General features: G+C 71.1%; 13 protein-coding genes. All 13 read left to right on the forward strand.

Annotated elements, in window-relative coordinates:
* Window positions 1-55: 55 nt before the first annotated feature.
* Window positions 56-1,222 carry an acyl-CoA dehydrogenase family protein gene (locus ACFVH5_RS14975; protein ID WP_384815226.1) on the forward strand — a complete coding sequence of 389 codons (1,167 nt, stop codon included), beginning with the start codon at window positions 56-58 and terminating at the stop codon, window positions 1,220-1,222.
* Complete coding sequence (locus ACFVH5_RS14980; RefSeq protein WP_385834090.1) at window positions 1,222-1,971, forward strand: SDR family NAD(P)-dependent oxidoreductase; 750 nt, start codon at window positions 1,222-1,224, stop codon at window positions 1,969-1,971. Before ACFVH5_RS14975 ends, ACFVH5_RS14980 begins: the two co-directional genes overlap by 1 nt.
* Window positions 1,971-3,161, forward strand: a complete 1,191-nt coding sequence (locus tag ACFVH5_RS14985) for a thiolase family protein (protein ID WP_385834092.1) — start codon at window positions 1,971-1,973, stop codon at window positions 3,159-3,161. The genes ACFVH5_RS14980 and ACFVH5_RS14985 overlap by 1 nt, the downstream gene beginning before the upstream one ends.
* The gene (locus tag ACFVH5_RS14990) at window positions 3,161-4,405 is read left to right on the forward strand and encodes an acetyl-CoA hydrolase/transferase family protein (RefSeq protein ID WP_385834094.1); all 1,245 of its coding nucleotides are present in this window, start codon (window positions 3,161-3,163) and stop codon (window positions 4,403-4,405) included. The genes ACFVH5_RS14985 and ACFVH5_RS14990 overlap by 1 nt, the downstream gene beginning before the upstream one ends.
* A 58-nt stretch (window positions 4,406-4,463) precedes the next feature.
* On the forward strand, window positions 4,464-5,408 hold the full coding sequence (locus ACFVH5_RS14995; protein ID WP_385834096.1) for a hydroxymethylglutaryl-CoA lyase: 945 nt from the start codon (window positions 4,464-4,466) through the stop codon (window positions 5,406-5,408).
* Window positions 5,409-5,494: 86 nt separating this feature from the next.
* On the forward strand, window positions 5,495-6,253 hold the full coding sequence (locus ACFVH5_RS15000; protein ID WP_385834097.1) for an SDR family NAD(P)-dependent oxidoreductase: 759 nt from the start codon (window positions 5,495-5,497) through the stop codon (window positions 6,251-6,253).
* Between the two features lie 96 nt (window positions 6,254-6,349).
* Complete coding sequence (locus tag ACFVH5_RS15005; protein ID WP_385834098.1) at window positions 6,350-7,150, forward strand: enoyl-CoA hydratase/isomerase family protein; 801 nt, start codon at window positions 6,350-6,352, stop codon at window positions 7,148-7,150.
* A 161-nt stretch (window positions 7,151-7,311) separates the two neighbouring features.
* On the forward strand, window positions 7,312-8,112 hold the full coding sequence (locus tag ACFVH5_RS15010) for a hotdog fold thioesterase (RefSeq protein WP_385834100.1): 801 nt from the start codon (window positions 7,312-7,314) through the stop codon (window positions 8,110-8,112).
* A gap of 123 nt (window positions 8,113-8,235) precedes the next feature.
* Window positions 8,236-9,417 (forward strand): CaiB/BaiF CoA transferase family protein, encoded by a 1,182-nt coding sequence (locus tag ACFVH5_RS15015; protein ID WP_385834102.1) that lies wholly within the window; start codon window positions 8,236-8,238, stop codon window positions 9,415-9,417.
* Window positions 9,418-9,493: 76 nt separating this feature from the next.
* Complete coding sequence (locus ACFVH5_RS15020) at window positions 9,494-10,306, forward strand: enoyl-CoA hydratase/isomerase family protein (protein WP_384815203.1); 813 nt, start codon at window positions 9,494-9,496, stop codon at window positions 10,304-10,306.
* A gap of 65 nt (window positions 10,307-10,371) precedes the next feature.
* Window positions 10,372-11,190: an enoyl-CoA hydratase/isomerase family protein gene (locus ACFVH5_RS15025; RefSeq protein ID WP_384815200.1), complete on the forward strand. Its 819-nt coding sequence runs from the start codon at window positions 10,372-10,374 to the stop codon at window positions 11,188-11,190.
* A 9-nt stretch (window positions 11,191-11,199) separates the two neighbouring features.
* Window positions 11,200-12,369 (forward strand): phosphotransferase family protein, encoded by a 1,170-nt coding sequence (locus ACFVH5_RS15030; RefSeq protein ID WP_385834104.1) that lies wholly within the window; start codon window positions 11,200-11,202, stop codon window positions 12,367-12,369.
* Window positions 12,366-13,382: a hypothetical protein gene (locus tag ACFVH5_RS15035; RefSeq protein WP_385834105.1), complete on the forward strand. Its 1,017-nt coding sequence runs from the start codon at window positions 12,366-12,368 to the stop codon at window positions 13,380-13,382. Before ACFVH5_RS15030 ends, ACFVH5_RS15035 begins: the two co-directional genes overlap by 4 nt.
* Window positions 13,383-13,531: the final 149 nt, after the last annotated feature.

Below are 13,531 nucleotides of genomic sequence, written 5' to 3' on the forward strand. Positions count from 1 at the left end.
TGGTCAGGCCTTTGTTATAGTCATTCCAATTGATTCCGGAAAGGACGTGGGCGCCGTGGACTTCGAGCTCACCGAGGACCAGCTGACCATCCGGAAAGCGGTCCGTGAGCTGGCCGGCAGGTTCGACGACCAGTACTGGATGGAGAAGGACTCGGCCCACGAGTTCCCCACGGAGTTCTACCGGGCCTTCGCCGACGGCGGCTGGCTCGGCATCACGACCCCCGAGGAGTACGGCGGCCACGGCTTCGGCATCACCGAGGCCTCCCTCCTCCTCGAAGAGGTGGCCGCGTCCGGCGCGGGCATGAACGGCGCCAGCTCGATGCACCTGTCGATCTTCGGCATGCACCCGGTGATCAAGCACGGCTCGGAGGAGATGAAGAAGGAGAACCTCCCCCGGATCGTCAACGGCGACCTCCACGTGTGCTTCGGGGTCACCGAGCCCGGAGCCGGGCTCGACACCACCCGCATCACCACCTTCGCGAGGCGTGACGGCTCCGACTACGTCGTCAACGGCCGCAAGGTGTGGATCTCCAAGGCCATGGAGTCGGAGAAGGTCCTGCTGCTGACCCGGACCGCGAAGTTCGAGGACTCCCCGAAGAAGACCGACGGACTGACGCTCTTCCTCACCGACCTCGACCGCGACCACGTCGACATCCGCCCCATCAGCAAGATGGGCCGCAACGCGGTCACCTCGAACGAACTCTTCATCGACGACCTGCGCGTCCCCGCCGCCCACCGGATCGGCGAGGAGGGCCAGGGCTTCAGGTACATCCTCGACGGCCTCAACCCCGAGCGGATGCTGGTGGCGGCGGAAGCCCTCGGCATCGGCCGCGCCGCCCTGCGCCGCGCGGTCCGGTACGGCAACGAGCGCGAGGTCTTCGGCCGGCCCATCGGGATGAACCAGGGACTGCAGTTCCCGCTCGCCGACTCACTGGCCCACCTCGACGCCGCGGAACTCGTCCTGCGCAAGGCGACCTGGCTCTACGACCAGGGCAAACAGTGCGCGCGCGAGGCCAACACCGCCAAGTACCTGTGCGCGGACGCCGGTTTCCAGGCCGCCGACCGTGCACTGCAGACCCACGGCGGCATGGGCTACTCCGAGGAGTACCACGTCGCCCGGTACTTCCGTGAGGCACGGCTGACCCGGATCGCCCCGCTGAGCCAGGAGATGGTCCTGAACTTCCTCGGCGAGCACGTCCTCGGACTTCCCAGGAGCTACTGATGTTCTCTCTGCAGGGGCGATCCGCCCTCGTCACCGGCGCCGGCAACGGCATCGGAGCCGCCGTCGCCGAGGCGTACGCGGCGGCGGGCGCGGCCGTCGTCGTCACCGACATCGACAAGGACGCCGCCGAGGCGGTGGTCCGCCGCATCGTGGACGCGGGCGGCCGGGCCGAGTCGGCGGTCCTCGACGTCCGGGACGCCGGGCAGGCCGCGGAGGCCGTCCAGCAGGCCGCGAACCTGGGCGGCGGCGTCCTCAACATCCTGGTCAACAACGCCGGCGCCGTCGCGCCCGCGATGTTCCCGAAGATGACGCCCGACCAGTTCGACCTCGTGCTCGGCATCCACGTCGGCGGCACCTTCACCGTCAGCCAGGCGGCGTTCGGCCGACTCGCCACGGACGGCACCGGCCGCATCATCAACGTCACCTCGGCCGCCGGCCTGGTCGGCACGATCGGCCAGGTCAACTACGGAGCCGCCAAGGCCGCCGTCGTGGGCGTCACCAAGTCCCTGGCCAGGGAACTGGCGAGGAAGCAGATCACGGTCAACGCACTGGCCCCGCTCGCCGCGACCGCGATGACGGAGAACATCCGCGGCAACGAGAAGCTCGCCGCGGTCACCCTGGCCCGCATCCCGCTCGGACGCTGGGCCCAGCCCGAGGAGATCGCCGGCAGCTTCGTGTTCTTCGCCTCCGACGCGGCGTCGTACATCACCGGCCAGGTCCTGCCGGTCGACGGCGGGACGGTCATCTGATGCCGAAGAACCCCTTCCTCGACACCGGCCGCGAGGCACTGATCGTCGAGGCGCTGCGCACCCCGATGGGCAGATCGCACCCCGAACGCGGCTGGTTCCGCGACACCCACCCCAACGAGATGCTCGGCGCCGTCTACACCGCCCTGCTGGAGAGCACCGGCCTCGCGCCGGACGTCGTCGAGGACCTGGTCGTCGGCTGCACGGCGCCGTTCGGCGAGCAGTCCCGCAACATCGCCCGCAACGCCTGGCTGCAGGCCGGCTACCCGGCCGAGGTGCCCGCGACCGTCCTCGACCGTCGCTGCGGCTCCGCCCAGACCGCGGTGGAGATGGCGGCGGCCCTGATCTCCTCCGGCACCCACGACGTGGTCCTCGCCGGGGGCGTCGAACACATGGGACACGTACCCATGAACTCCCCGGCCAGGATCTCCGAGCTGTACGGCGACCCCTGGCCCGCCGAACTCCGCGCCCTCCACGACTTCGTACCGCAGGGCGAGAGCGCCGAGCTGATCGCCGAGCGCTGGGACCTCTCCCGTACCGAGATGGACGAGTTCGCCGTGCGCTCGCACCGGCTGGCCGCCGAGGCGGTCGCCGCCGGACGCTTCGACCGGGAGATGATCCCGCTGGAACTCGACGGCGAGAAGCGGGCCAGTGACCAGACCATCCGTCCCGGCACCTCCGCCGAAGGACTGGCGGCGCTCAGGACCGTGTTCCGGGAGAACGACGGCCGGATCACCGCAGGCACCTCCTCCCCGATCTGCGACGGCGCGGCCGGGGTCCTGCTCGCCTCCCGCGAGGCGGCCGACCGCCACGGTCTGCGCCCCCGCGCCCGCGTCCTCGACCAGACCACCGTCGGCGTCGACCCGGTCATCATGCTCACCGGACCGATCCCCGCGACCCGCAAACTGCTCGCACGCAACGGCATGACGATCGGCGACATCGACCTGATCGAGATCAACGAGGCGTTCGGCTCCGTCGTCCTGGCCTGGGAACGGGAACTGCGACCGGACATGGACCGCGTCAACGTCAACGGAGGGGCGATCGCCCTCGGCCACCCCGTCGGCGCCACCGGCTCCCGCCTGTTCGGCACCCTGCTGGCCGAGATGGAACGCCGGGACGTCGAGACCGGCCTCGTCACCATGTGCTGCGGCGGCGGCCTCGGCACCGCGACCCTCGTCCAGCGGGTCGGCTGATGCTCGACCTCGCCCCGTACGTCCGGGCGGGCGACGGCGTCTGGTGGGGCCAGGGGAGCGCGGAACCCGAACCCCTGGTCGACGCCCTGCTCGACCAGATCGACGGCATCGGTCCCGTACGCGCCTTCTCCGGACTCACCTGGAACGAGCGGCTGTCCGGCGAGGTACCGCTGCCGGACGGACTCACCGTGCTGTCCTACGGCGCCCTCGGCCGGCTGCGCGGGCTCAGCGCACAGGGACGGCTGGAAGTGGTGCCCTGTCACTACTCGGCGCTGCCGCGGCTCTTCGCCCGGCGGGCACTGCCCTGCGACGTGGGACTGCTGCAGGTCTCCCCGCCGGACGAGCACGGTCTGGTCTCGCTGGGCATCGGCGTCGAGTACGTCGCCGACGCCCTGCGCCACACCCCCACCCTCATCGCCGAGATCAACCACCGCATGCCACGGACCACCGGCACCGAACGGCTGCCGCTGAGCGCCTTCGCGGCCACCGTCGAGACCGACCGTCCGCTGCGGCAGGCGCCGTACCGCGCACCCGACCCGGTCGAGCACGCCATAGCGGAGCACGTCGCGGGCCTCGTCGAGGACGGCGACACCGTGCAGCTGGGCGTCGGTTCACTGCCGAGCGCCGTGCTCGCCTCGCTGTCCGGCCACGTCGACCTGGGCTTCCACACCGGGATGATCACCGACGGCGTGCTGGCCCTGATCGAGAAGGGGGTGGCGACCGGTGCCCGCAAGGAGATCGACCCCGGACTCGTGGTCACGGGCGCGGCCCTGGGCAGCACCTCGATGTACGACCGGCTGCACGAGTTCCCCGTCGAGTTCCGGTCCGCCGCCTACACCCACTCCCCGGCGGTCCTGTCCCGGCTGCGCTCGCTGGTGTCCGTCAACTCGGCCGTAGAGATCGACCTGCTGGGACAGGTCGGCGCCGAACTGCGCCGGGGCGTGCACATCGGCGCGGTGGGCGGCCAGGTCGACTTCAGCCGGGCCGCGTCACTCACCGGCGCGCGGTCGGTCATCGCGCTGCGTTCCGAGTCGGGTGGGGAGTCCACCATCACGCCGGCGCTGCACGGCGGTGTCGTCACCACCGGGCGCGTCGACGTCGACGCGGTCGTCACCGAGCACGGCGTCGCCACGCTCACCGGCTGCACCGTGGCGCAGCGGGCCCGCCGGCTGATCGAGGTGGCCGCGCCGCGGCACAGGGAGAGGCTGACGAGAAGCCTCACGGAGCAGGAGGCGGCGCGATGACGGTGCAGGTCGCCCCCATGGAGCCAGGAGGCATCGAGATGACGCAGGAGGTGTCGGGATGACGCAGGACAACCGCACTCCGGACGAGACCCGTCGTGTACGCATGCGGGAGGTCGGGCCGCGCGACGGGTTCCAGAACGAACCGGAGACGATCGGGACCGCCGACAAGATCCGGCTGATCAACGCGCTGGGGCGGGCCGGATTCACCCGGATCGAGGTGGCGAGCTTCGTCCGGCCGGACGTCATCCCGCAGCTCGCCGACGGCGTCGAGGTACTCAAGGGCATCGACCTGCCCGACGAGGTCGAGCGGATGGTGCTGATCCCCAACAGCAAGGGCCTCGACAACGCGCTCAAGGTACGCGACCTGTTCGAGGCCGCCACCCTGTTCGTGAGCGCGTCCCCGACCCACAACAGGAAGAACATCAACCGGACCGTCGAGGAGACCATGGCGGACGTGAAGGTGATGGGTGAGCGCGTCACCGCCGAGGGCCTGAAGTTCTGCGCGGTGATCGCGACCTCGTTCGGCTGCCCCTACGAGGGCAAGGTGCCCATGGAGCGGGTCCTGGATCTCGCCGAGGAGTTCGCCGGGGCCGGGGCCACCGAGATCGGCTTCGGGGACACCACCGGCATGGCGAACCCGGCCTACGTGTCGCGGTTCTTCACCGCCGCGCAGGAGCGGCTGCCGGGGGTCGAACTGACCGCGCACTTCCACAACACCCGCGGACAGGGGCTGGCCAACGCCTACGCCGCCCTGGAGGCCGGCTGCACCAGCTTCGAGTCGAGCTTCGGCGAACTCGGCGGCTGCCCGGTACCGGCCGGATCCACCGGCAACATCGCCACCGAGGACCTCGTGAGCATGTTCCACGAGATGGGCGTCGAAACCGGCCTGGACCTGGAGAGGATCATCGAGGCCGCGCGCGAGGCACAGGGCACCCTGGGCCGCAAGCTCACCAGCCACTCGATCGTCGCGGGCCCCGTCCACTGGGACCCGGCCGCGAGCTGAGGCACGACGCCTCGACCGGGCACGACACCCGTCCGACAGCACGACACCCGCCCCACTGAACCACCACGCCTACAGGAGAGTTCGCTATGAGCAACCGCGTCGCCTTCGTCACCGGAGGCGCCCAGGGCATCGGCAAGGGCATCGCCACCACACTGGGGGCGCAGGGGTTCAAGGTCGCCGTCGCCGACATGAACCTGGAGACCGGGACGCAGACCGCCAAGGAGATCAACGGCGCGGGCGGTACGGCCATCGCCGTCGAGGTCGATGTCACGGACACCGCCTCGGTGGAGGCCGCCGTGCGGACGGTGGAGGAGGAACTCGGCCCGATCGAGGTCGTCGTCAACAACGCCGGCTGGGACGACTTCATGTCCTTCGTCGACACCACCGAGGAGTTCTGGGACAAGATCCTCGACATCAACTTCAAGGGCGCGCTGCGGGTCGTCAAGACGATCGTGCCCGGCATGATCGAGCGCGGCTTCGGCAGGATCATCAACATCGGCTCCGACGCGGGCCGGGTGGGCTCCTCGCTGGAGGCGGTCTACTCCGGGTCCAAGGGCGGCATCATCGCCTTCACCAAGACCCTCGCCCGCGAGGTGGCCACCAAGGGTGTCACCGCCAACACCGTCTGCCCCGGTCCGACGGACACCCCGGCCCTGCGCAAGTTCATCGACGGAGCCGGGCAGAACGCCGAGAAGGTCATCGGCGGCATGACCCGCGCCGTACCGATGAAGCGGCTCGGCACCCCCGAGGACGTCGGTCCCGCCGTCGCCTTCTTCGCCTCCGACGCCGCCGGCTTCGTCACCGGTCAGACCCTGTCGGTCAGCGGCGGACTCACCATGGCCTGAGCCGTACCCCCTGAACACAGACTCCGGGAGCGCAGGTTCCGAACCGCGGCACCGCGCAGTATCCGAACCGACAAGTCACCGACAAGTGAGGAAGCGATGGCCGAGCGGCACGCGTCCGAGGACCCCACCGACGTCGTCACCTGGAAGAAGGAGGCGCCGGGGATCGTCCATGTGACCCTGGCACGGCCACCGGCCAACGCCCTCGGTCCCGCGATCCTCGACGGCGTGCACGCGGCGATCGACGCGGCCGAGAAGGCCGGGGACGTCAAGGTCATGGTCGTCTCCTCGGCCCTCGACGGCTTCTTCGCGGCGGGCGCGGACATCAAGCACCTCGCGAAGATCGACGCCGAGTCGTTCACGGCGTACGGCGACCGGATGCGTGCCGTCAACGACCGCCTCGCCGCGGCGCCGTTCCTGTCCGTCGCCGCGGTCGACGGACTGGCCCTCGGCGGCGGCCTCGAACTGGCGATGGCCTGCACCCTGCGGGTCTCCGGCCCGCGGGGGAGGTTCGGGCTTCCGGAGGTGCGGATCGGCCTCATCCCGGGGGCCGGCGGCACCCAGCGGCTGCCGCAGCTGGTGGGCCGTGGCCGCGCGCTGGACATCATGCTCACCGCCCGGCAGGTGCCGGCGTCCGAGGCGCTCGCCATCGGCCTGGTGGACCGGCTGACCGAGGGCGATGTCGTGGAGGAGGCGCTGTCGCTGGCCGCGGAACTGACCGCGGGCGCCTCACTGCCGGCGCAGCTCGCCGTCGTCCGTACGGTCGACGCGGCCTTCGACCTGCCGGTCGGGCAGGGGTTCGCCTTCGAGGCGGCGCAGGAGCAGTCCCTCTTCGAGGACGGCGAGGCCGCGGAAGGCATCACCGCCTTCATCGCGAAGCGCCGACCGGATTTCGCCTGACGCCCGAGGCCCGGCCCGGTAACGCCCAGCCCGGATGGGTGACCACAGCATGGACGGACACGCGCCGCGGCCCCGCGGTCGCACGAGAGAACGGACGGCTGCCTCCAGTGACGACGACCGGGAATGCCGCACAGGGCGATGGGAACCAGCCCCTTCAGGTCGTGCGCAGCGGCCCTGAACGATCGTTCGCGATCACCGGGGTGGCGGCCGACGGGAAGAGCGTCACGGCGTCCATGCGGACGGGCCCGTGGCTGAACGGCCCGCGCGCCGGGTCGGCGAGCGGCCCGGTCGGTGGCGCGCTCGGGGTGCTCGTCGACAACGTCCTCGGGTACGCCATCATGCTCGACCGCCCGGCCGGCCACTGGTCGGTCAGCTCCGAGATCTCGATCGACATGTGCGGGCCGGTACCGGCGGACGGGTCCGCGCTTCGCGCCGAGGGCAGTGTCACCCACTCCGACCCCCTCGGCGGCATCTCCTCCGGTTCGGTCGTCGACGAGCGAGGCGGGCTCGTCGCGGTGTGCCGTCAGCAGGGCCGGTGGATACGGATGCTGCCCGCCGCGTCGCCGGGGAGCGACAGCGTCGGAGCGGCGGCGCGCACGGGTGGGGGAGACCTGCTGGAACTGCTCGACGCGCAGGTCAAGAGCGTGGACGGCGGCGCCGAGCTGGAACTGGTCGCGACGCCGGAACTGGTCAACCCCCTCGGCAATCTGCACGGCGGCATCGGTCTGTGCGCCTCGGACGTGGCGGCGCACGCCGCACTGGAGGCCGCCGGCCGGCCGGCGGCCGGCACGGCGTCCGTCCACATCGCCTATGTGCGACCGGTGCCGCGGAACACGGCCGTGCGGTTCAGGGCGTCGGTGGAGCACGCCGGGCGCAGCTTCGCCGTGGTGCGGGTGACGTCCGTGAACGAGAACGGCAGACCGTGCACGATCGCCACCGTGACGACCGGCGTGCCCACCTGACGACCGGTGTACGTACCCGACCTCCGGAGGCCGACCGCGCCGGCGGCGAGAGGTTTCTCGCCATGCCTGTATTCGGACTGACCATTGATATGTAATCTGAGCTAGGTCCGAAGGAGTGACGCAGTGACGCAGCACCACACGGAACGATCGTTCACCGGTCCGCTGGCAGGTATGAAGGTCGTCGAGATCGGCAGTATCGGGCCGGGTCCGTTCTGCGCCATGCTGCTGGCGGACCTGGGCGCCGACGTGATCAGGGTCGACCGTGCCCGGGGAGCCGCCCTCGTCGGCCCCAACGCGGACTTCCGCACCGAACTGCTGCACCGGGGACGGCGCTCCGTCGCCGTCGACCTCAAGCACCCCGAGGGGCCGGAGGTGGTGCTGTCGCTGGTGGAGAGGGCCGACGTGCTCATCGAGGGTTTCCGGCCCGGGGTCACCGAGCGTCTGGGGATCGGCCCCGAGGACTGTCACGCGCGCAACCCCCGGCTGGTGTACGGGCGGATGACCGGCTTCGGCCAGGACGGGCCGCTGGCGCAGACCGTGGGCCACGACATCAACTACGTGGCGCACAGCGGTGTCCTCTCGCTGATCGGCCGGGCCGGCCAGGCGCCGACCCCGCCGCTGAGCCTCGTCGGGGACTTCGGCGGCGGGGGCATGCTGCTGGCCTTCGGTGTCCTCGCGGCCCTGTGGGAGAGCCGTGACTCGGGCAAGGGCCAGGTCGTCGACGCGGCCATGAGCGAAGGCGCCGCCCTGCTCGGCACCGCCTTCTTCGGCTACCGCCAGACGGGTGTCTGGCAGGAGCGCGGCAGCAACATCGTGGACAGCGGCGCCCCCTACTACGACGCCTACGAGACCGCCGACGGCAAGTGGGTCGCGGTCGGCGGCATGGAGACCCGCTTCTACGCCGAACTCGTCGACCTGCTCGGTCTGGTACCCCAAGAGCTGCCCCCGCAGAACGACTCCGCGCAGTGGCCCCGGATGAAGGAGATCTTCGCCGCGGAGGTCCGCCGGCGGACCCGCGACGAGTGGGTGGCCGCAGCCGAGGGCCGGGACGTCTGTCTGACCCCCGTCCTCGAAACCGACGAGGTGGGCGAGGACGCGCACCACCGGGCACGCGGGTCCTTCGTCGAGATCGCCGGGCTCACCCAGCCCGCCCCGGCGCCCCGCTTCAGCCGTACGCCCGCGACCGTGGACAGCCCGCCGCCCGCGCCCGGCGAGCACACCCGGGAGGCACTCACCGCCTGGGGAGTTCCCGGGCGGACCGTCGCCGCCTGGGAGGCGGCCGGCGCCGTACGCGGCACGGGCTGACCCGGTCCGACACGGACGGCGACACGCAGAGCCGAAGAGCAGCAGAACCGAAACGCCACGGAGCCGAGGAGCACGGATGAAAAGTCTGGAAGCGGTGTACGAGACGCTCACGCTGGAGGAGCTCTCACCCGGCGTCGTCGTGGTCACCCTGAACCGTCCGCAGCGCTACAACGCGATGACGAACACGATGTTCGACGAGCTGGAGAACGTGGCCGTCACGCTCGACGACGAGGACGACTGCCGGGTCGTGATCCTCACGGGGGCGGGCAAGGCGTTCTGCGCCGGCTACGACCTGGCCGACGCCGAGGACCTGCCCCACCTCGGCGCGCTGGGCATGCTCGACCAGCAGGAGCGGGCGGCGCGTGCGCTGCTGGCGCTGCGCACCATGCGGGTCCCGGTCGTCGCGGCGGTGAACGGCCCCGCGGCGGGCGGCGGCCTCTCGCTCGCGCTGGCCGCCGACATCCGGCTGGCCTCCCCGGACGCCAAGTTCAACGCCGCCTTCGTACGCATCGGTCTGTCCGCCGGCGACCTGGGCGCGTCCTGGCTGCTGACCCGGCTGATCGGACCCGCCGCGACCAGCGAGATCTGTTTCACCGGCCGTTTCGTCCTCGCCGACGAGGCACGAGACCTCGGCCTCGTGAACAGTGTCAGTGAGGCGGGCGCCCTCCTGGACGACGCCCTGACGCTGGCCCGGTCGATCGCGGCCAACTCACCGGGGGGCGTGCAGCTCTCCAAGCGGGCCCTGCAGGCGAACATGGAGACGGCCTCGTACGCCGCCGCCCTGGAGCTGGAGAACCGCGGACAGGCGCTGCTCACCCGGGGCGCGGACATGCCGGAGGCCCTGGCCGCCTTCAGGGAGAAGCGCGCTCCGGTCTTCACCGGCCGCTGACGACGACAACGGCTGACGGCGGCGGCCGGCTTCGGCTGACGATGGCGACTACCGAAGGACCCACCATGGCTCACGACCTCGACCTGCCCGACCTGGAAACCCTGTCGCTCGAAGTGCTGGACGCCGGCGTCGCGGTGCTGCGGATGAACCGCCCGGAGCGGATGAACTCGCAGACGGTGAAGATGTTCACCGAGTACAACACCGTCGCCCGCGCCCTGCGGGACAGCGGACTCAGAGCACTGATCCTCACCGGCACGGGGGAGCGCGCGTTCTGCGCGGGCTTCGACCTCGACGAGATCGACGTCATCACCACGATGGGTGTGCGCGAGTTCCTCAAGTTCCAGGAGACCGCCACGGGGGGCATCCAGGCCATCAGACACCTGCCCTTCCCGGTGATCGCCGCGGTGCACGGCGCGGCCACCGGAGGCGGCATGGCACTGGCCCTGGCCGCAGACATCCGCCTCGTCGCGCCGACGGCCAAGTTCAGCGCGGCCTTCGTCAAGGTGGGCCTGTCGATGGGCGAACTGGGCACGTCGTACAACCTCAGCCGCCTCGTGGGGCTCGGCCGGGCCGCCGAGATCGGCTACACCGGGCGGCTGGTCGGCGCCGAGGAGGCCGTGACGATCGGGCTGGCGAACCGCCTGGTGCCGAGCGAGAACCTGCTGGACGAGGCGCTGGCGATGGCGCGGCTCATCGCCGCCAACTCGCCGGGCGGAGTACGCATGTCCAAGCGCGCCATCCAGCGCAACCAGGAGATCACCTCGTACGCCGCCGCCCTGGAGCTGGAGAACCGGGGGCAGGCGCTGATGTCGCGCACCGAGGACATGCCCGAGGCGCTGGCGGCCTTCAAGCAGAAGCGCGCGCCCCAGTTCACCGGAAAGTGAGGTCCCGGCATGACCGACGAGTGGACACCGGAGGGACTCGAAGCCCTCACCCGGTTCCTGCGCGAACGCGGCCTGTGCGAGGGAACGGGTGAGCTGGACGTCCGCCGGATCGGCGACGGCCACTCGAACCTGACCTTCCTGGTCTCGGGCGACACCGACACCGACGCCGTGGGCGGGAGCGGGGGCGAGGTCCCGGGCGGCACCGGCCGCGTGGTGGTACGCCGTCCGCCGCCACCGCCGACGCCGCCGGGAGCCCACGACATGCTGCGCGAGGCACGGCTCGTCGACGCGCTGCGGGACACCGCGGTGCCCGTCGCCGCGGTGCTCGCCACCGCGCAGGCGGGCGAGGTGATCGACGTGCCCTTCTACGTCATGAGCTTCGCCGAGGGGCCCGTGGTGACCACCTCGACCCCCTCGCCGCTCGACACGCCCGCGACGCGGCGGCAGATCGGTGAGGCACTCGTCGACGTCCTCGCCGATCTGCACGCGATCGACTGGCAGGCCGCCGGTCTCGGCGACCTGGGCCGCCCGGAGGGCTTCAACGCCCGCCACCTGCGCCGGATGGGCCGGCTGGTCGCCGACGCGGACGGCGCTCCGCCGCCGCACTTCGCGGTCATCGAGCGCTGGCTCGCCGCGCACGTGCCGCCCGAGTCGGGCGCCTCGATCGTGCACAACGACTACCGGATCGGGAACGTGGTCCTCGCCCCCGACGCCCCGGGACGCATCGCCGCGGTGCTCGACTGGGAGCTGGCCACCATCGGCGACCCCCTGTTCGACGTCGGGTACTTCCTGGCCTCGGTTCCGGAGGCGGACAGCCCGCGGACTCCGACGGAGGACCTGGGCACCGCGCTGCTCGAAGAGGGTTACCCGACCCGCAAGGAACTCGCCGACCGGTACGCCGACCGCACCGGCCGCGACCTGTCGAACCTGGACTGGTACACCGCCCTGGCGTTCTGGAAGCTGGCCGCGCTCTACGAGTACAGCCGCCGCCGGACCGTACGGGGAGTGGGCGATCCGTACTACGCCGACCAGAAGCTGGTGCAGGCCTTCCTGGCGGCGGCACACCGGACCGCCGGTCTCGACGAGCCGCCGGACGCACCCGCGGACGTGTCCGAGCCCGCACCCGCGGACGTGTCCGAGGCCGCACCAGAAGCCGTACCCGACGAGGAGACCCGATGACGGACGACACCTTCCACGACGCTCTCGTGGCGCCGGACACCTCCGGCCTCCCGGACAGGTTCTTCGACCGGTTCGTGTTCAACCTGCACCCGGTCGACGCCCCGTCGCCGTCGGTCCTGATCGGACTCGGCGTCCATCCCCCGAAGGACGTGGTCGACGGCTTCGCGGTCCTGGTTACCGGCACCGAACAGCGGAACGTCCGTTTCTCCACCGAGCTGAGCGCCACCGACGGCGCGAGCGCCGGGCCGTTCTCCTGGCAGGTGGTCGAGCCGATGAAGACCTGGAAACTGGTGCTCGGCGCGAACCCCACCGGGATGGAGTTCGACCTCCTCTGGCACGCGCGGACACCGGCGTGGACCGGCGAGGTCAACGTCGACAACGACGGCGCCACTCCCACCTCCTTCGCGCATCTGGTCCAGTCCGGGTACTACTCCGGCACGCTGAGCATCGACGGCAGGCAGCAGTCGGTCGACGGCTGGTACGGGCAGCGCGACCGCTCCCGCGGTGTGCGCACGCTGTCCGGGGGACAGGGGCTGCACGTCTGGTACCAGGCCCAGTTCCCCGACCGCTCGATCGGCTTCCTGCTCGTGGAGACCCGGCAGCACGACCGGCTCCTCCTGGAGGGAGCGGTGATGCACGAGAACGGTCTGCTCGACGACATCGTGGACGTCCGCCACGACCTGCGCTTCGACGACGGCCTTGACCTCAAGGGCGGCACGGTGGAGGTCACCACCGAGAGCGGCGCCGTGTACACGGTGGACACCGACGCCTCCGCGGGCGGCGGGTACATGGCCGGTGCCGGTTACGGCGGCCACCACGGCCGGCCGAAGGGACGCGACCACATCGAGCATGACGTCTACCCGCTCGACGGCACGGTGTCCCCCCGCACCCTGGACTCGGCCCTGACCGACCGGCTGGCCTCGTTCACCTGGAACGGCACCGAGGGCCGCGGCATCTTCGAGTTCGCCATGACCCGCAGCCGCTCCTACACCTACCGGCCGTCCCTGCGCTGACGTGACGGTCGAGGGGCCATCACCGAGCCGTGTACATGTGTGGGGCCCCGTACCGCCTGTCGGTACGGGGCCCCCCCCCCAGGGGCGTAAAAACAAAAACCAGCCCACCAGAAACACAACAAAAACGTATTGCGGGGTGGGGGTGGTAA

It is taken from the genome of Streptomyces sp. NPDC127119, assembly GCF_042677425.1.
GTDB lineage: Bacteria > Actinomycetota > Actinomycetes > Streptomycetales > Streptomycetaceae > Streptomyces.

Coding starts and splice junctions, on each gene's coding strand:
- ACFVH5_RS14980 (WP_385834090.1), top strand. CDS start 1,222: ATGTTCTCTCTGCAGGGGCGATCCGCCCTCGTCACCGGCGCCGGCAAC.
- ACFVH5_RS14985 (WP_385834092.1), top strand. CDS start 1,971: ATGCCGAAGAACCCCTTCCTCGACACCGGCCGCGAGGCACTGATCGTC.
- ACFVH5_RS14990 (WP_385834094.1), top strand. CDS start 3,161: ATGCTCGACCTCGCCCCGTACGTCCGGGCGGGCGACGGCGTCTGGTGG.
- ACFVH5_RS14995 (WP_385834096.1), top strand. CDS start 4,464: ATGACGCAGGACAACCGCACTCCGGACGAGACCCGTCGTGTACGCATG.
- ACFVH5_RS15000 (WP_385834097.1), top strand. CDS start 5,495: ATGAGCAACCGCGTCGCCTTCGTCACCGGAGGCGCCCAGGGCATCGGC.
- ACFVH5_RS15005 (WP_385834098.1), top strand. CDS start 6,350: ATGGCCGAGCGGCACGCGTCCGAGGACCCCACCGACGTCGTCACCTGG.
- ACFVH5_RS15020 (WP_384815203.1), top strand. CDS start 9,494: ATGAAAAGTCTGGAAGCGGTGTACGAGACGCTCACGCTGGAGGAGCTC.
- ACFVH5_RS15025 (WP_384815200.1), top strand. CDS start 10,372: ATGGCTCACGACCTCGACCTGCCCGACCTGGAAACCCTGTCGCTCGAA.
- ACFVH5_RS15030 (WP_385834104.1), top strand. CDS start 11,200: ATGACCGACGAGTGGACACCGGAGGGACTCGAAGCCCTCACCCGGTTC.
- ACFVH5_RS15035 (WP_385834105.1), top strand. CDS start 12,366: ATGACGGACGACACCTTCCACGACGCTCTCGTGGCGCCGGACACCTCC.